The sequence below is a fragment of the Terrimicrobium sacchariphilum genome, from assembly GCF_001613545.1.
GTDB lineage: Bacteria > Verrucomicrobiota > Verrucomicrobiia > Chthoniobacterales > Terrimicrobiaceae > Terrimicrobium > Terrimicrobium sacchariphilum.
In genome coordinates this window covers 82,286-98,085 of the sequence record NZ_BDCO01000002.1, presented here as the reverse complement: position 1 = coordinate 98,085, position 15,800 = coordinate 82,286, and the positions used below count along the sequence as shown (strand labels likewise).

Sequence of the window (15,800 nt, the reverse complement as noted above, 5' to 3'; positions counted from 1 at the left end):
CGAGGAATACCTGCCGTCCCGGTATACGCGCAAGCCCGCCTCTTTCTTCGATTTTCCATTGACGGATTCTGCAACGTTTCATACATACCTACTGGTCGGTATGGAAAATACATTCACAGTATCACGAGTTGGCCGGCAGGGTTCGGAGCTTCCTAACGGATTGGCCCGGGCGCATGGCCAACTTGAGCTGCTCGCGGTGTGCGATGCCGTGGATCTCGGCTGGGCCCTGGAGATGGCGGACCTTCTGCGCGAGGCGCGGCGGGAGGCCCCTCCCCGTGTAAACTTCGACCCGCATGATCTGGCGTGGATCTTTCAGAGCATCTGGCAAAGCGCCGGCCTGCTTTCCCGCACCCGCCACAGCCCCGGCCTCGTGAGGCGCAATATCGACGAGATGCATGTCTACCTCGACGGCCTGTGGTCGTCCGTCCCCTTTTCCCCACACCAACTCCACACCAGCCCATGATCATCAAAATCCTCGTCGCCGTCGTCGCGGCGCTCGGCATTCTCGCCGCCTATATCGCCTCACGCCCCTCCTCTTTCCGCATGGAGCGCAGGGCAGTATTACCCGTTCCCCCGGAGAAGGTCTTTCCGCTGATCAATGACCTACGTCTCTGGGAGGGTTGGTCGCCGTGGGCGAAACTCGACCCGGACCAAAAGCTCACTTATTCCGGTCCTGCCTCCGGTATTGGCTCCTCCGTCGCCTGGGAGGGCAACAGCAAGGTCGGCGCGGGACGCATGACGATCCTCGAGAGCAAGCCGAATGAACTCGTGCGGATCAAGCTGGAGTTCTTCAAGCCTTTCAAAGGCCTGAGCACAGCCGACTTTAACCTCACGCCCGAAGCTGGCGGCACCCGCGTGACGTGGTCGATGTACGGCCCGCAGACATTCATTGGCAAAGCCATGAGCTGCATCGTGGATTGCGACAAGATGATGGGCGGCACCTTCGAGGAGGGCCTCTCCAATCTCAGCGCGGCCGCGCAGCGCGCGCCACTTCCCCAGTAACCCCAAAACCCACAACACACATACTCCACACACCATGAGCACGGATACAGACTGCCCCATGTCCACCAAACCCCAGGCTGAGCACGACTGGCTGAACAAATTTGTCGGCGAATGGACCTTTGAAGGCGAATGCCAGATGGGACCCGATCAGCCGCCGATGACCTTTAGCGGCACCGAAAGCGCCCGCCTGCTTGGCGGCCTCTGGGTTCAGGCCGAGGCCAAGGGCACCATGCCAGGCGGCGGCGTGTCGACCTCGCTGTTTGCGGTCACCTTCGATCCCGCCAAGGGCGCGTACGTCGGCACCTTCGTCGCTTCGGTCTCCGCATTCCTCTGGGTCTATGAGGGTCAGGTCGACGACAGCGGCAACAAGCTCGTCCTCAACACCGTCGGCCCCGACATGAGCGGCTCAGGCGGCACGGCGAACTATCGCGACATCACCGAGTTCACCCCGGATGGCCTGCGCATTCTCACCTCCGAGGTGCAGGGCGCAGACGGCGGCTGGACCCAGCTCGTCCGCATGACCTTTACGCGCACGGCGTAGGTTAAGTAAGATCAGGCAATACGCGCCTTGCGGGCATCCCGATGCTCGCGAGGTGTTATTGCAGCGGGAGGAAGTTGTATTTTCCTCCGGTGCCGATGATCTCCATTCTCTGGCATTGGCGAGGCTGCAAGATCGCACCATCGCCGCCTTTGCGGAAAATCAGGAAACCGGGTTGCCCTAACGGAGAATAACCCAGGTTGGCGGCGTTTAGTCCCTGCCAGTTGGAAGTGGCTAACAATACGGTATCCGGCGGATCGAAATCACCGACAGCATAGACGGTGAAGACATTGGTCGACTTGTTGGATTGCGGACTCTTGAGGAGCTTGGTCAGGTCTTCCTTGGTAAGATAGTTATTTCTAACGAGAAGGTTGGTCCATTCGGTGAACTTGAGCGGCTGGCCGTTGGTGCACGTCCAGCGGATGTTTGGAGGCGTTTCGGCGGTTTGGGAATCCAGCGTCATCTGCTGCGTGGCGAGATGAAGCTGTTTCATGTTGGAAAGGACCTGAGTGAGGCGTCCCTTTACGGGGCCACAGGAAATGCTGGGCACGGCCAGAGCAGCCAGCGTGAGCAGAACCCCAACCAGAGCCAAGCTCACTACGAGTTCGCGGACTGTGAAGGCTGGTAAAAGAGCAGGGAATGGACGGTCTTTCATTGCAGAGGCTGATAGTTGAACTTCCCGCCAGAGCCGATGAGGTCGGCTCTCTGGCACAGTTTGTTTAACAGGATGGCACCATCGCCGCCTTTGCGAAATACGGCGAAGCCTCGTGTTTCAAAGGGGGCGCCGCTCAGTGATTTTGCATCGAGGCCATGCCAGTTCTTCGTGGTAAAGAGGAGGGTCGTATCGGGGTCGTCTTTGCAGACGGCGTAGACGGTGATGGCATTCGACACTGCTCTATTGCCGCCGAACCAGCCTCCCCTGTCGGTGAGGGTGGTGAGCTTGGTGAAATCCTGCGGATTGAGATATTTCCCTTCGATCAGGAGTGAGCGCCATTGCGCGTAGGCAAGGGGTTTCCCGTTAAGCGAGGTCCATGCTGGAGAATTGGGATCGCCTTTGAGATCCAAGGTCATCTGGTACGTGGCGAGTTGAAGCTGTCTCAGATTGGAGAGCGCTTGAGTGCTTCCATCACCGTGCCGGATGACAGTCGAACGGAGCCAAAGCGGGATAATCATCGCGAGAAGAACCATCAACAGCGTAAGTCCAAGGAGAGTCTCCCTGATCGTCAACGCCCGGGAAGAAAGATAGGCCGGCTTCATTTTAACGGCAGATAAACAAACCTCCCTCCAGTACCCACGAGGCTGGCATCCTGGCATTGACTTGGCCTGAGTATGGCGCCGTCTCCGCCGGTGCGGAAGACGACGAAGAGGTTGGTCTCGAAGGGGCGGCCTTTCAGGACGGGGACGGTAAGGCCGTGCCAGTTCTTGCTGGCGAGGAACAACGTCGAGTCCGGGTCCGCGTCGTCGTAGGCAAAAACGGAAAAGGCGTTGGTCGTTGGAAACCGGAGGAAAAAGGGGGCGCGTTCGGTGACGGTGGTCAGGTCGGCGACCTGCCCGCTGGTGAGATAGTTTTGGCGAACGAGGAGATTGGTCCATTCGCTGTAAGTGAGCGGCTTGGCGTTGGAGCAGGTACCACGGATTTCCCGAGGATTGTTATAATCCATGGAGTCGAGAGTCATCTCCCGGGTGGCGAGATGGAGCTGCTTCATTTTGTAGAGAGCCTCCGCCGCCACGCCTTTGCTGCCATTTAAAGGGACGCTGGCCAGCAGCGTCACCGCTACGAGTCCGACAAAGACGAGCAGTGCAACAGCGACGGCCGCCTCGATCACCGAAAAGCCGCCTGAAGCCTTCACCTGTAAACCCGGGTTGAACCGCCGCGGAAAAAAACAAACCTCTCCCACACGCTGGTGCGGGAGAGGTTCACACATGAATTTGGTGAGCCGCGCTGGGCGGCGGTGGAGGGCTACTTCAGGATGGCCGACTGCGTGACAGTCTGCATGGCCGTCAGCTGGCGAGTGGTTTCCGGACGGGAATGATCCGTGAAATGAATGGTGAGCAGCGCCGCAAAGGCGATGGCCAGGCCGATGCCGATATGGGTCTCGGTGCAGCCGATGAGACGGAAGGAGCGGGATTCTTGGGGATGGGTCACGGTCTTGGGGGTGGAGGGATGAGGGTCAGGCATGCGGACACGACGCGACCAAGCCGGAGGCGAGGAACACAACCATGGCTGAGGAGGGCGCGGGGGTCTTGCGCTGTGTTGGGGTAGTGAATGCCTTGGGGGATGCTTTCACGGGTGCAGGAGTATGGCACAAAGCATGTCATTCCGACAATCAAAAATCGCCTGCGGAGGCTTGACTTTTCCCAGAAATCCGATGCGTTTGGCCGCGTGAAGGTAACGCTCATAGCGGCGGGGATTTTGCTCCTCGCAGGGTCATGCGCCTGGGCTCAGGTCCAAAGGGCGGACAATGCATCCCGAACGGCTGCCACCGTGCAGCGGGTGGATGCGGCCACAGCCACCGCAAACGAGGGGCTTTCCTTTGACTCCCACTCGGAGGTCGATACCGATCTCGGCGAGCAACTGCCGGTGAGCATGGTACGCGGCGGGCTCGGGGCCTACGTGGTGGCCGATACGGGGCTCTTCTACACCTCCAACCCGACCCTGGCGAATGGCGGGGGACGCGGGGACATGTATTTCCTCGCTCGCGGCGGGGCGGGCGTGCATCCGAATCTCGTCGATGGGCTGTACCTCGACGCGCATGTGACGCAGGAGGTTTTCCAATACGCCCAGTTCTCCTCGCTGAACTTCACCCGCTTCAATGCGGGCGGCGGCCTGGATTACGTCTTCCAGGATCTCGGGCAACTTACGGTTTCCGTGCGCTACGAGTACGAGCGGTATCTCGACGGAAACAATCTCGATGAATTCTACGTCAACAATGCGGTCAATGTCCTGGTGACGAAGCAGTTTCTCATCTCCGACACCCAGTCCATCCAGGTCGGCTGGCAGGGGTCCTGGTCCGTCTATGCTCAGCCCACGAGCGCAACGCGCAACTCCTACGACTTCTGGGTCGGCTGGCGTTGGCGGATCATCGAACCGCTGGAGCTCCAGACCTACTACGTGGTCACGCTCTTTCATTACCCGGACGACGACAACCGCGTCGATCTGACGCAAAACGTCGGCGGTTCGCTGAATTACTATCTGACGAAGTGGGCAAAAATTTCCGCCTCGGCGAACTTCGGCGGCAACGCGTCGACCGAGTCATTTTATAACTACACCGTGGTGAACCTCGGCGGCACGCTGGGGCTCGATATCCGATTCTAGCCCATGAAACTCCGGCACAGCGTACTGGCACTGACGATCCTGGCCCTGGGGGGAAGCGTGATGGCTGACCCCTTCCAAAAGGCCGAGGTCACGCGCGCAGTGAACACCGTTTCCCTGGTGGAAAACGAGAAGGCGCGTCCGGCCTCGGTCGGCGATACCGTCCTCGGGCAGACATTCGTTCGCACGGGGGTCGACTCACGCACGGAGCTGAAGTTTCCCGACCTTACGATACTCCGTCTGGGCGCGAACTCACTTTTCAGCTTCGAAGCGGGCAGCCGCAGCATGGAGCTCGAGTCCGGCACGTTGCTGTTCTCCTCTCAAAAGGGCGAGGGCGGCGGTCAGGTGCAGGCGGGTGCAGTGACTGCTGCCGTGACAGGCACGCAGTTCCTCATCGCCCGCTTCAAGAATGGAACGGTGAAGCTCGTCGTGCTGGAAGGTCGAGTCTGGCTTTCCGTGAAGAACAATCCCAAGAGCCGCCGCATGTTTGTGGCCGGACAGCTCGTAACGATTCCGCCCGGGTCCTCGACCATTCCGCTCGGCACGACGATCGACCTCATGCGCCTGATCTCCACCAGCCGGTTACTGGAGGCCGGGGGATTTGGCCCGCTGCCCGGCCAGCGGCTCCTCCTGCGCATCGCGGATTCGCAGCAGGGCAAGATTCGTCCCCTGCCGGACATGCTGAACCGCAACCAGCAGGCGGCCCAGATCACGCGTCGGATCATTGAGGCCAACAAGCCCCCGCAAGCGCCTCCCAAGCCGGTGGGCACTCCGCCGAAACCGCCGCAGCCGATTCCCACTCCGGCACCGCCCCCTCCACCGCCGAGACCGATGCCAACAGTGCCGCCCCCGACGCCGGGACCGACTCTGTAATATCATCTCCTTCCCGCCATCGGCGGAGCGCCATCACGCTCCGCCGATTGTGTTTCGGCTCAACGCATCTGTCTGCCTGACATATGCACATATCCAAATATCTTGATGTTTTGGGAAAATTCGCGAAGGTTTGTCCCAATCAACGAAAACCGATAGGCAAAAACCATGAGGCACGAACTTTTGGATAACAGGGCGAAATGGGTGGGCATCGTAGCGCTGGCGCTGGCGGCCGGTCTGTACCGGGTCGCCTCGGGCATGTGGTGGACGGACCTGCCGAATTTTTCGCCTGCCATGGCCATGGCCTTTTGTTGCGGCATGGCTCTGCCGGGAGTGCTGGGATTTGCCCTGCCGATTGCCATTCTCTTCGCAAGCGATCTCGTACTGAATTTCCATTACCACATGCCGCTTGTGAGCATCAGCATGGCGGGCGTCTATGCCTGCTACCTGATCGCGGCGACCGCGGGCGGCTACCTGCGTCGTTCCGGCTTTCTCGCCCTGGCGGGAGCAACCCTGGCCAACAGCCTCCTTTTCTACGTGGTGACGAATTCCCTCGCCTGGATCGGTAACGCGAACTACCCGCAGACCGCCGTCGGTTGGGTGCAGGCGCTGACTGTTGGTCAGCCGGGCTTCCCGCCGACCTGGATGTTCTTCCGCAATTCGCTCCTCAGCGATGCGCTTTTCACGGTCCTCTTTGTGATCGTGGTGCTGCGTCTGCAGCGCCCCTCCGCCGCCTTCAAGCCGGCGGTGGCCTAAGCTGTAACCCGTTTCTTTCCATTTCATGAGTCCTGTCGAAAAAGAACTCCGCGACCTCCTGTCTCAACGCATCCTCATCCTCGACGGAGCGATGGGCACGATGGTGCAGCGTTACAAGCTGCAGGAGGCTGATTATCGCGGCGAGCGCTTCGCCGAATGGCCCATCGATCTCAAGGGCAACAACGACCTGCTCGTGCTGACGAAGCCCGAGCTCATCCGCGAGATTCACAGCCAGTACGTTGCCGCCGGGGCCGACATCATCGAGACGAATACCTTCAGCGACACGCGCATCGCCATGGCTGATTATGGCCTGGAGGATTACGTGCCGGAGCTGAACCGCGCTGCCGCCCGCCTCGCCCGCGAGGCCGCCGACGCCTGCACGGATCGACGCGTTTTCGTGGCCGGAGCCATCGGACCGCTCAACCGCACGCTATCGATTTCGCGCGACGTGAATGATCCCGGCAAGCGCGAGGTGACCTTCACCCAGGTGGTCGAGAGCTATTATGAGCAGGTGGAAAATCTCGTCCTCGGCGGGGTCGACATCCTGCTGGTCGAGACGATCTTCGACACGCTCAATGCGAAGGCCGCGCTCTTCGCCATCGCGCAGTATTTCGAGAAATCGGGCAATTCGCTCCCGGTGATGGTGAGCGGCACGATCACCGACCTGAGCGGCCGCACCCTTACCGGCCAGACGGTCGAGGCGTTCCTGAATTCCGTCTCGCATTTCCCGCTCCTCTCCATCGGCCTCAACTGCGCCCTCGGGCCGCAGGAGATGCGTCCGTACATCGAGGAGCTGAGCAACAAGGCGCCGTTCTTCGTCAGCACGTATCCGAATGCCGGATTGCCCGATCCGCTGTCGCCGACCGGCTTCCCCGAGACGCCCGACACACTCGCGCCCAAGCTGCGCGAGTGGGCCGAGCAGGGCTGGCTCAACATCATCGGCGGCTGCTGCGGCACGACGCCGGACCACATCCGCGCCATCGCGCAGATCGTGAAGGGCTACGCTCCGCGCACCATCCCGCAGCGCACGCGCACGCTCCGCCTGAGCGGGCTGGAGGCTTTTGAGGCCCGACCGGAGATTCCTTTCATCAACATCGGCGAGCGCACGAACGTCACGGGCTCGCCGCGTTTCGCCAAGCTCATCCTCGCCGACAACTACGACGAGGCGCTCGCCGTGGCCCGCCAGCAGGTCGAGGCCGGGGCGCAGGTGATCGACATCAACATGGACGAGGGCATGCTCGACGGCCCGGCAGCCATGACGCGCTTCCTCAATCTCATCGCCAGCGAACCCGACATCTCGCGCGTGCCGATCATGATCGACTCGTCAAAGTGGGAGGTCATCGAGGCCGGACTGCGCTGCATCCAGGGCAAGGGAATCGTCAATTCCATCTCGCTCAAGGCGGGCGAGGAGGAGTTCAAGCGCCAGGCTCGACTCGTGCGCGACTACGGCGCTGCGGTCATCGTGATGGCCTTTGACGAAAGCGGGCAGGCCGACAGTTTCCAGCGCAAGACAGAGATCTGCTCCCGCGCCTATCGCATCCTGACGGAGGAGGTGGGCTTCCCCGCCGAGGACATCATTTTCGACCCCAACGTGCTCACTGTCGCCACCGGCATCGAGGAGCATAACGAGTACGCCAAGGCGTTCATCGACGCCACGCGCTGGATCAAGGAAAACCTGCCCTACGCTCGCGTGAGCGGCGGCATCAGCAATATTTCCTTCTCCTTCCGCGGCAACAACGCCGTGCGTGAGGCCATGCATAGCGCGTTCCTGTACCACGGCATCCGCGCCGGTCTCGACATGGGCATCGTCAACGCCGGCCAGCTCGGCGTGTACGAGGAAATCCCCGCCGACCTGCTCGAGCTCATCGAGGACGTGCTTTTCAACCGCCGCCCCGACGCCACCGAGCGGCTCGTCGCCTTTGCCGAGGAGATCAAGAACAAGTCCGCCGGCAAAACGCGCGAAAGCACGGTCGACCTTTCCTGGCGCAACGAGTCCGTCGAGGAACGGCTCAAGCACGCCCTCATCAAGGGCATCGTGGATTTCATCGACGAGGACACGGAGGAGGCCCGCCTGAAATACGGCAAGCCGCTTACCGTCATCGAGGGTCCGCTGATGGACGGCATGAAGGTCGTCGGCGATCTCTTCGGAGCAGGCAAGATGTTCCTGCCGCAGGTCGTGAAGAGCGCCCGCGTGATGAAGAAATCTGTCGCGTGGCTCATGCCCTACATGGAAGCCGAGCGCGCGGCCAATCCCAACGCTCGCGCCCAGGGTCGCATCCTCATGGCAACCGTGAAAGGCGACGTCCACGACATCGGCAAGAACATCGTCGGCGTCGTGCTCGCGTGTAACAACTACGAGGTGATCGACCTCGGCGTGATGGTGCCGTGCGAAAAGATTTTGCAGACCGCTCGCGAGAAAAATTGCGATGTGATCGGCCTGAGCGGCCTCATCACGCCATCGCTGGACGAGATGATTCACGTCGCCAAGGAAATGACGCGGGCCGGATTCACCATCCCGCTCCTCATCGGCGGCGCGACCACGAGCAAGGCGCACACGGCGGTGAAGATCGAGCAGCATTACGAGCCCGGCGTCGTCCACGTGCTGGACGCCAGCCGCAGCGTCAATGTCGTGAGCTCGCTCCTCAGCCCCAAGCAGAAGCCGGGCTTCATGACCCAGCTCAAGGCCGACTACCAGCAGCTCCGCGAGGAATATGGCAACCGCACCGGCGAGCGCGAATACGCCTCGCTCGAGCAGGCGCGCGCCAATCCGTTCCGAGCCGACTTCAGTGAGATCGCGAAGCCGGAAACCGTCGGCATCGTCGAGTTCAACGACGTGCCGCTGGAGGAGCTGGCCGAGTTTATTGACTGGTCCCCGTTCTTCCACGCCTGGGAGCTTCGCGGCCGTTTCCCGGCCATCCTCGATGACGAGGTCGTGGGCGAGGAGGCGCGCAAGCTCTACGCGGACGCGAAGCAGCTCCTCGACGAGATCATCCGCAAGAAGCTCTTCAAGCCGCGCGGTGTCTTTGGCTTCTGGGCGGCGAATTCCATCGGCGACGACATCCAGCTCTACCGCGATGCGGAAGGCAAAGAGCCGCTGGCTGTGCTCCACACCCTGCGCCAGCAGACGCTGCGCAAGAAGGGCGAGCCGAACTATGCGCTGGCCGATTTCGTCGCGCCGCGCGAGAGCGGAGTGATAGACTACGTCGGCGCCTTTGCCGTCACGGCGGGTCCGGAGGTTCACGAGGTGGCCGACGAGTACGAGCGCAACCACGACGATTATCTTTCCATCATGACGAAGGCGCTGGGCGACCGTTTCGCCGAGGCCTTCGCCGAGTACCTGCACAAGAAGGCGCGTGAGAACTGGGGCTTCGGCAAGACCGAGGGCCTGAGCAACGACGACCTCATCCGCGAGCGCTATCGCGGCATCCGCCCCGCGCCGGGCTATCCCGCGCAGCCGGATCATACCGAGAAGCGCACGATCTGGGAGATCCTCGACGTCGAGAAGCGCACGGGCATCAGCCTCACCGAGAGCCTCGCCATGTACCCGGGCAGCAGCGTGAGCGGGCTGTATTTCGGCCACGCGCAGGCAAAGTACTTCCCGGCCAACCGCATTTGTCGCGACCAGATCGAGGACTACGCCGCCCGCAAGGGGATGAGCGTCGCCGAGGTCGAGAAGTGGCTCCAGTCGTACCTCACCTACGATCCCGACACCCTTTCCAAACAATCCTGACTCTCATCGCCTATCGACTGATTACTTAAAAACATCCTCATCCGACAGTGCATGGAATCCCGTGAAAGCCGGGAGCAGTTGCGCTGCTGTAACTGGAAACGAGGTCCCATCCGCAAGGAGGCCAATCTTTGGAAACAAAGGTGAAGGCCGGGGCCGAGGCAATACAAAGCGTCCAGGAGCCAGAATACTTCGTTGTCGGAAAACTCATTCGCCCGGGTCCGGTCGTGCGACCTGCGCGGGCGCTAAAAACCTTCTTCGCACCAAAGAAAGAATGAGGATCGGCACGCCTCTGGGCGCGCCAGGTTCTCGCAAGATCAAGAACCATGTTTTACTATTCACGAATCCGCGCGGCGATCGTCGCGACGTTCCTGGCCACATCTGTGCTCTGCCCTGGATCAAAGGCCCTGGCCGTAGTCGTCACGCAAATGTCGGACATCACGTCCTGGTATGGGACGGGAAGCAACGAAGCCGCTCTGGTCATTCAATGGAATGACGGCAACACGCCGGTATCGCTCGCCTGGGGATTCCGCTGGGATGGAGTCGCAACCCTCTCCGTCCAGCAAATGCTCAACGCCATTGCCGGGCAGGTGACGATTTACGCACCCGATCCGGACGATACCAGCGAGATTCCCGCCATCATTCCCACTACCACCACCAATCCTTCCGGCGATTCCCGGCTAAGCTGGACCGGAAATGAATCTGCTTCCTGGGGTACCAGTATGGAAGGTATTTCCTACAATCAGACCGGGTTGCCGGGCTATACGAGTGTCACGCGCGAGCAGAGCGGATTCACGAACGCTGGATATTGGAATTTCCTGATCGGAACAACAGGTGATTCCTTCAACGCATTCTTTGCATTTGCCGACGAGGGTATCTCCTCGCTCACTCTGACGGACGGGGGATGGTATGGCTTTGCCTATGCGCCATATGTGCCGACGGCCACCGGCTACACGTTCGACGCCCCGACGGCGGCCGTACCGGAGCCTGGAACTGTCCTGCTTGCTCTCGGGGGAGTGGCTTTCCTGATCATAATCCGCCGCCGCCATGCTCAAAAGGACGCGAGGGTTCTCGCTCATTGAGCTAATCGTGACCGTTGGCATCGTCGCGACCCTCGCGGCGGTGCTGGGTGCGGCGGGATGGAAAGTCTACGAGCGTTCCTCGTTGGCCATCTCGGCCTCCAATATCCGGCAGCTTTCCGTCGGAGCCGCTGCTTACCTCGGCGAGAACAATAACGTCTTTTGGCCCTACTGTGCGGCCGGACCCGAGCCGCGAGGCGTCACCTGGTGGTTTGGCTATGAACCCCCGGGGAGTTCATCGCTTCCCGAGGGAAGACGGATCATCCGACCGGAGGCCGGGCCGCTGGGCGGATATGTCCCGATGAGCATCCGGCCCGATCCAGGACTCAAGCTCTCCGGGCGTGCCTTCAAGCCGAAGTACAAGTTTGGATACATTGGGATCGGCTATAATGTTCTTTTGGGTGGCAACTGGAGCGGCCTGGAGCCACGCATCAATGTCCTGACCCTGGAGAAACCCGGCGAGATCGTCGTCTTCACCACTTCGGCACAAGTCAATACGTTTCAAAAACCTGCTTCAGGTTCAAACCCCATGCTGGAGGAGTTTTACGGGATCGACCAGCGCGAGGTGACAGTGCATGGCCGCAATGCAGGGTATGCAATGGTGGGCTTTGCCAATGGCTCGGCAGGGTTTCTACCCATTGATCCGTCGACGATCGACCAGCGCGCACCGAAGGCCAATGTCGGTCGCTTTGCTCCAAGCGGCAGCACGAAATACCTGCTCAACCAGACAAACAACAACTAGAAAGAACTCGGGGAACTGCCCGGACTACTGCCACCAAAGTGCGGCTATACCGTCTCGGCCCTTCCTTGAGCTCAAAAAAAGGGCCTAGCAAAACGCTCAGGCCCTTGGCTTGGAAAGAATCAGGCGGAGCGATTATCCCTCGCCTGCGAGGATTCGAGGATCACGGCTGGTACTGCGCCACGAGGATCGTCGTGAGATACAGCGTGCGCATCTTGGTCTGTCCCTTCTCGACCTGCGGACCCTTGATACGTGTCTGCTTCATGCTGATGATCTGCGGCGCCGAGGAGACCGGGCCGGAGCCATTGTAGTTCGACGTTGCGTAGTTGCGCAGGCCGAGCTTCACTCCTTCAATGATGTCGATGTTGACCGACACCCGACCGGAGCCGAGCTGACCCTCGACATCCGCACGCTGGTTGCCCAGCCGGGTGGAGGTGGCAAAGCGCGCACCAGGCGACGCGACAAAGGACTGGGCAAAGAGCACGTTGCCAGCTTTCAGCTCACTCTCATTCGTGATCGTACGATCCGAATTGGTGATCTCGCTGAGGTTTGTGCGAGAAAGGGCCGCAGCGAGTTCTTCCGGAGTCCGTTCGCTTCCAAACTGGATGACGGCGATATCGAGACGTCCCGCAAAAACAGGCGTGGCAGCGATGACGAGAGCTAGGGCGGTGAGAAGTTTTCGCATTTCTTGAAAAATGCGGGTGGCGCTATGGGAAAAGCAATCCGAAACTCCCTTTATGGAATTTCCATGGATCGCTCCCGATGGCGTAACCTTTCCCTGCCATCACTGGGAGCCCGTCGGCAGCGAGCGCGGTACCGTCATCTGCATCCACGGCCTGGGCGGTGCGGCCACCGACTTTGAGACGCTCGCCCGGCATCTCTCGGGGCAGGGCCTTTCCGTATACGCGATGAACCTGCGCGGCCAGGGACACGACCCCGTGACTCGTCGGCGGGGAGCCTTTTTCGATCTCGCAGCCTTGGAGAAGGACATCGTGGCCTTCGGCGATTTCGTCCGATCCCGCGCAGGGGGCAGCCCGGTCTTCTGGTGCGGCGAGAGCATGGGCTCGCTCCTTCTCTCCCACCTGCTCCACCGCAAGGCGATCGGTCCAGATATCGCCGGAGCGATTCTTTCGGTCCCCGTGGTGGAATTGAAGAATCCCACCCCGCCACCTGTCCGGGCCATCGTCCGGTTCGCCGCCCGTCTCGCACCCAACCTGCGGCTGCATCCTGGCCTGTTCGTCACCGGCAAGTCGAAGCCCATCCCCGTCACCCGGGACGAGGAGCACATCGCGCGCATCCGCGCCTCGTCGCATTACATCCCGGTCTTCACCATTGGCTTCCTCAGCGCCTTCAGCCGCCTGATGGATTCCACTCCGCAGCTCGCCACCGGCATCACGGTGCCGACCCTCGTCCTCTCCGCCGGCCAGGATGTTTTCATCCGCCCCGAGCAGGTCGCCCGCTGGTATGACCTGATCCCGTCCACCGACAAGCAGCACCTGCACTACCCGGAGTCCTACCACCTCCTCTGGAACGACTGGGAAAAGGACGCCGTCCTGCGCGACATCTCAGGCTGGGTCGCCGAGCGTTCTGCTCTGGTCTATTAGCCTGCCTGGGTGTTTCACCCATGCGCTTGACAAAGTCTTACGCTATGGACTATCTCAGCCTCGTTCATTCAGAGAACATCCGGCCTGCGGAAAGGGCATCGCCCGTCTGACTTATATAACCTATATCATACTCCGTAAGCAGGCCGGGGAGCCATTTCATCATGCATGAGAAAAATGCAGCCGTTTATTCCGTCGCTCCAAATCTCGCTTATCATCGCAATCGCGCCCGCGCTCTTCTTCGCGCCCTGAGAGCCGGAGAGGAATACGCCCTGTCGGAGTTCAGCCACTTCCATCCGGAAGGATCGTCCATGAGCGCGGGTCGGACTTTTACCCTGGCTGATGCGCAGTTGATTATCGCACGGAGCCAGGGATTTTCATCGTGGACGACATTCAAGCGCGAGCGGGAAAATAGCGCGCCAGCGCCCGCCAACCTTGAATTCATCGGCTTCATCTCGGAGAGATTGGAAGAAACCAGAAGGTTTTATCTGAATTTCTTTCACTACAGCATCCAGGTCGACGAATCCGACGGGCTGGTCTTGAAATCTCCCCGAGGCATTCGGACGCTCTGCTTTGTGCGGCCCGGGTCGCGACCGAAACATTCGATTTCGTTGCGTCCTTTCCCAGGCGAAGGCGTTTATCTCACCTTTAGCACAGATGATGTCAGGCGCGACCTGGAACGCTTTCGAGCAGGCGGTGTTGCCATAGAAACCGGACCACTCACGACTGCTGGAGAGACTCTGTTTATGGTTCGCGATCCTAATGGCATCGGTATTTATGTGTCGGAGCCGTCGCCTCTCCTAAGAGCCCGCGCTGCCGGTGAAAACAAAAGGGCGACTGCCTAGGTATCGGCAGCCGCCCTTGAGATTTTTTGTTAGCTTTCGCGAACCGGTGCCTAGAACAGCATGAGCGCCGGGTTCTCGATCAGCTTGCGCAGGGTGGACAGGAACTCCGCCCCGACCGCGCCGTCGACGACGCGATGGTCGCCGCTGAGCGAAACCACCATGCGCTGGCCGACCACGATCTCATCCTTCGCATTGACCACCGGCTTCTTGACGATGGCGCCGACCGCGACGATGGCGGCCTGCGGCGGGTTGACGATCGCGTAGAACTGCTCGACGCCGTAGGAGCCGAGGTTCGAAACGGTGATGGTGCCGCCCTGGTATTCCTCGGGCTTGAGCTTCTTCGTGCGGGCGCGGGTCGCGAGATCCTTCACCGAGGCGCTGATCTCCTTGAGGGAGAGCTTGGCCGCATTGCGAATGACCGGCGTGACGAGACCGTCATCGACTGCCACGGCGACCGAGATGTTGACGCTCGCGTACTGGATGATCGAGTCGCCGCCCCACGAGGCATTGACATACGGATGAGCTGCCGCGGAGCGGGAAATGGCAAGCAGAACGAAGTCGTTGACGGTGAGCTTGGGCTGACCGGCGGCTTCGTTGGCCTTGTTGAGTTCCGTGCGGAGCTTCATCAGCGGACCGGCGTCGACCTCGACGGAGAGGTAGAAGTGCGGGTTCTGCTGCTTGCTCGCGACCAGACGCTCGGCAATCGTGCGACGCATGCCGCTGAGCGGGACCTTCGTGTCGGAAGCGCCAGCCGTGGCCTGAATGGCCGGAGCGGCGGCGGGAGCCGGGGCTGCTGCTGCGGCCGGAGCCGGAGCGGAGGAAGCCCCCTCGAGATCTTTCACCACGATGCGACCGCCGGGGCCGGAACCCTGGACGGAACCGAGCGAGATGCCCTTTTCCTTGGCGATCTTGCGGGCGAGAGGCGAAGCCTTCACACGCGAGTCGGAATCAATCGAGCCAGCTGCGGCTTTCGCTGCCGGAGCAGCGGCGGCGGGAGCGGCTTCCTTGCCACCCGAGGTAGTCAGGTCGTTCTTCGCTGCCGGGGTCTTGCCAGCGGACTCCGCCGTCTCGCCCTCGGCGAGGATGAGAGCCACCGGGTCGCCCACCTTGGCCTTGCCGCCATCCGGGACAAAGATCTCGTGGAGCACGCCATCGTCGAAGGCCTCCATTTCCATGGTGGCTTTGTCAGTTTCGACTTCGGCGAGGATATCCCCCATCTCGACGGTGTCGCCTTTCTTCTTGCGCCAGCGAGTGATGGTCCCTTCGGTCATCGTGTCGCTGAGCTTGGGCATGGTTACATTGGGCATGTCAGCAGATAAAAACGGAAAGA

17 protein-coding genes and 1 riboswitch are annotated in these 15,800 nt (G+C 60.9%); of the genes, 11 read left to right on the top strand and 6 right to left on the bottom strand.

Annotated elements, in window-relative coordinates; translation table 11 throughout:
* Positions 1-100 precede the first annotated feature (100 nt).
* Genes TSACC_RS21575 through TSACC_RS01220 form a run of 3 tightly spaced genes read left to right on the top strand, consistent with a single transcriptional unit; the run spans position 101 to position 1,543 of the window.
* The gene (locus TSACC_RS21575) at positions 101-463 is read left to right on the top strand and encodes a hypothetical protein (protein ID WP_153811192.1); all 363 of its coding nucleotides are present in this window, start codon (positions 101-103) and stop codon (positions 461-463) included.
* Positions 460-1,002, top strand: a complete 543-nt coding sequence (locus tag TSACC_RS01225; RefSeq protein ID WP_075077584.1) for an SRPBCC family protein — start codon at positions 460-462, stop codon at positions 1,000-1,002. Before TSACC_RS21575 ends, TSACC_RS01225 begins: the two co-directional genes overlap by 4 nt.
* A 34-nt stretch (positions 1,003-1,036) precedes the next feature.
* Positions 1,037-1,543, top strand: a complete 507-nt coding sequence (locus TSACC_RS01220; RefSeq protein WP_202815885.1) for a DUF1579 domain-containing protein — start codon at positions 1,037-1,039, stop codon at positions 1,541-1,543.
* A gap of 55 nt (positions 1,544-1,598) precedes the next feature.
* Here TSACC_RS01220 and TSACC_RS01215 read toward each other — a convergent pair whose 3' ends face one another.
* Genes TSACC_RS01215 through TSACC_RS01200 form a run of 4 tightly spaced genes read right to left on the bottom strand, consistent with a single transcriptional unit; the run spans position 1,599 to position 3,719 of the window.
* A complete protein-coding gene (locus tag TSACC_RS01215) occupies positions 1,599-2,195 on the bottom strand; it encodes a type II secretion system protein (RefSeq protein ID WP_075077582.1) in 597 nt (198 codons plus the stop codon).
* Positions 2,192-2,797 (bottom strand): hypothetical protein, encoded by a 606-nt coding sequence (locus TSACC_RS01210; protein WP_075077581.1) that lies wholly within the window; start codon positions 2,795-2,797, stop codon positions 2,192-2,194. Before TSACC_RS01210 ends, TSACC_RS01215 begins: the two co-directional genes overlap by 4 nt.
* The gene (locus TSACC_RS01205) at positions 2,794-3,465 is read right to left on the bottom strand and encodes a hypothetical protein (protein WP_237763878.1); all 672 of its coding nucleotides are present in this window, start codon (positions 3,463-3,465) and stop codon (positions 2,794-2,796) included. The genes TSACC_RS01210 and TSACC_RS01205 overlap by 4 nt, the downstream gene beginning before the upstream one ends.
* A 35-nt stretch (positions 3,466-3,500) precedes the next feature.
* On the bottom strand, positions 3,501-3,719 hold the full coding sequence (locus TSACC_RS01200; RefSeq protein WP_075077579.1) for a hypothetical protein: 219 nt from the start codon (positions 3,717-3,719) through the stop codon (positions 3,501-3,503).
* 99 nt (positions 3,720-3,818) lie between these two features.
* Between TSACC_RS01200 and TSACC_RS01195 the strand changes: the two genes are divergently transcribed.
* From TSACC_RS01195 to TSACC_RS01170, 6 genes are all read left to right on the top strand, one after another.
* Positions 3,819-4,856 carry a hypothetical protein gene (locus TSACC_RS01195; protein WP_075077578.1) on the top strand — a complete coding sequence of 346 codons (1,038 nt, stop codon included), beginning with the start codon at positions 3,819-3,821 and terminating at the stop codon, positions 4,854-4,856.
* 3 nt (positions 4,857-4,859) lie between these two features.
* Positions 4,860-5,726: a FecR domain-containing protein gene (locus TSACC_RS01190; RefSeq protein WP_075077577.1), complete on the top strand. Its 867-nt coding sequence runs from the start codon at positions 4,860-4,862 to the stop codon at positions 5,724-5,726.
* Positions 5,727-5,891: 165 nt separating this feature from the next.
* The gene (locus TSACC_RS01185; protein ID WP_075077576.1) at positions 5,892-6,479 is read left to right on the top strand and encodes a DUF6580 family putative transport protein; all 588 of its coding nucleotides are present in this window, start codon (positions 5,892-5,894) and stop codon (positions 6,477-6,479) included.
* Positions 6,480-6,504: 25 nt separating this feature from the next.
* Positions 6,505-10,209, top strand: a complete 3,705-nt coding sequence (metH, locus tag TSACC_RS01180; protein WP_075077575.1) for a methionine synthase — start codon at positions 6,505-6,507, stop codon at positions 10,207-10,209.
* Between the two features lie 53 nt (positions 10,210-10,262).
* Positions 10,263-10,397, top strand: a riboswitch (cobalamin riboswitch).
* Positions 10,398-10,532: 135 nt separating this feature from the next.
* Positions 10,533-11,288, top strand: coding sequence for a PEP-CTERM sorting domain-containing protein (locus TSACC_RS01175; protein ID WP_075077574.1), 756 nt, complete (start codon positions 10,533-10,535; stop codon positions 11,286-11,288).
* Positions 11,254-12,027 (top strand): type II secretion system protein, encoded by a 774-nt coding sequence (locus TSACC_RS01170; RefSeq protein ID WP_075077573.1) that lies wholly within the window; start codon positions 11,254-11,256, stop codon positions 12,025-12,027. Before TSACC_RS01175 ends, TSACC_RS01170 begins: the two co-directional genes overlap by 35 nt.
* Positions 12,028-12,187: 160 nt before the next feature.
* Here TSACC_RS01170 and TSACC_RS01165 read toward each other — a convergent pair whose 3' ends face one another.
* On the bottom strand, positions 12,188-12,709 hold the full coding sequence (locus TSACC_RS01165) for a hypothetical protein (RefSeq protein ID WP_075077572.1): 522 nt from the start codon (positions 12,707-12,709) through the stop codon (positions 12,188-12,190).
* Between the two features lie 52 nt (positions 12,710-12,761).
* On the opposite strand from TSACC_RS01165, the gene TSACC_RS01160 reads away from it, so the two are divergent.
* Positions 12,762-13,628, top strand: a complete 867-nt coding sequence (locus tag TSACC_RS01160; protein ID WP_075077571.1) for an alpha/beta fold hydrolase — start codon at positions 12,762-12,764, stop codon at positions 13,626-13,628.
* A gap of 161 nt (positions 13,629-13,789) precedes the next feature.
* On the top strand, positions 13,790-14,470 hold the full coding sequence (locus TSACC_RS01155; RefSeq protein WP_075077570.1) for a VOC family protein: 681 nt from the start codon (positions 13,790-13,792) through the stop codon (positions 14,468-14,470).
* Positions 14,471-14,520: 50 nt separating this feature from the next.
* Here TSACC_RS01155 and TSACC_RS01150 read toward each other — a convergent pair whose 3' ends face one another.
* Entirely contained in the window at positions 14,521-15,777 is a 1,257-nt protein-coding gene (locus TSACC_RS01150) for a pyruvate dehydrogenase complex dihydrolipoamide acetyltransferase (protein ID WP_075077569.1), read from the bottom strand.
* Between the last annotated feature and the right edge of the window lie 23 nt (positions 15,778-15,800).

Bases quoted from the DNA above. Each gene is read 5' to 3' on its own strand.
- TSACC_RS21575 (WP_153811192.1), top strand. From the start codon at position 101: ATGGAAAATACATTCACAGTATCACGAGTTGGCCGGCAGGGTTCGGAG.
- TSACC_RS01225 (WP_075077584.1), top strand. From the start codon at position 460: ATGATCATCAAAATCCTCGTCGCCGTCGTCGCGGCGCTCGGCATTCTC.
- TSACC_RS01220 (WP_202815885.1), top strand. From the start codon at position 1,037: ATGAGCACGGATACAGACTGCCCCATGTCCACCAAACCCCAGGCTGAG.
- TSACC_RS01215 (WP_075077582.1), bottom strand. From the start codon at position 2,195: ATGAAAGACCGTCCATTCCCTGCTCTTTTACCAGCCTTCACAGTCCGC.
- TSACC_RS01210 (WP_075077581.1), bottom strand. From the start codon at position 2,797: ATGAAGCCGGCCTATCTTTCTTCCCGGGCGTTGACGATCAGGGAGACT.
- TSACC_RS01205 (WP_237763878.1), bottom strand. From the start codon at position 3,465: ATGTGTGAACCTCTCCCGCACCAGCGTGTGGGAGAGGTTTGTTTTTTT.
- TSACC_RS01200 (WP_075077579.1), bottom strand. From the start codon at position 3,719: ATGCCTGACCCTCATCCCTCCACCCCCAAGACCGTGACCCATCCCCAA.
- TSACC_RS01195 (WP_075077578.1), top strand. From the start codon at position 3,819: ATGCTTTCACGGGTGCAGGAGTATGGCACAAAGCATGTCATTCCGACA.
- TSACC_RS01190 (WP_075077577.1), top strand. From the start codon at position 4,860: ATGAAACTCCGGCACAGCGTACTGGCACTGACGATCCTGGCCCTGGGG.
- TSACC_RS01185 (WP_075077576.1), top strand. From the start codon at position 5,892: ATGAGGCACGAACTTTTGGATAACAGGGCGAAATGGGTGGGCATCGTA.
- metH (WP_075077575.1), top strand. From the start codon at position 6,505: ATGAGTCCTGTCGAAAAAGAACTCCGCGACCTCCTGTCTCAACGCATC.
- TSACC_RS01175 (WP_075077574.1), top strand. From the start codon at position 10,533: ATGTTTTACTATTCACGAATCCGCGCGGCGATCGTCGCGACGTTCCTG.
- TSACC_RS01170 (WP_075077573.1), top strand. From the start codon at position 11,254: ATGCTCAAAAGGACGCGAGGGTTCTCGCTCATTGAGCTAATCGTGACC.
- TSACC_RS01165 (WP_075077572.1), bottom strand. From the start codon at position 12,709: ATGCGAAAACTTCTCACCGCCCTAGCTCTCGTCATCGCTGCCACGCCT.
- TSACC_RS01160 (WP_075077571.1), top strand. From the start codon at position 12,762: ATGGAATTTCCATGGATCGCTCCCGATGGCGTAACCTTTCCCTGCCAT.
- TSACC_RS01155 (WP_075077570.1), top strand. From the start codon at position 13,790: ATGCATGAGAAAAATGCAGCCGTTTATTCCGTCGCTCCAAATCTCGCT.
- TSACC_RS01150 (WP_075077569.1), bottom strand. From the start codon at position 15,777: ATGCCCAATGTAACCATGCCCAAGCTCAGCGACACGATGACCGAAGGG.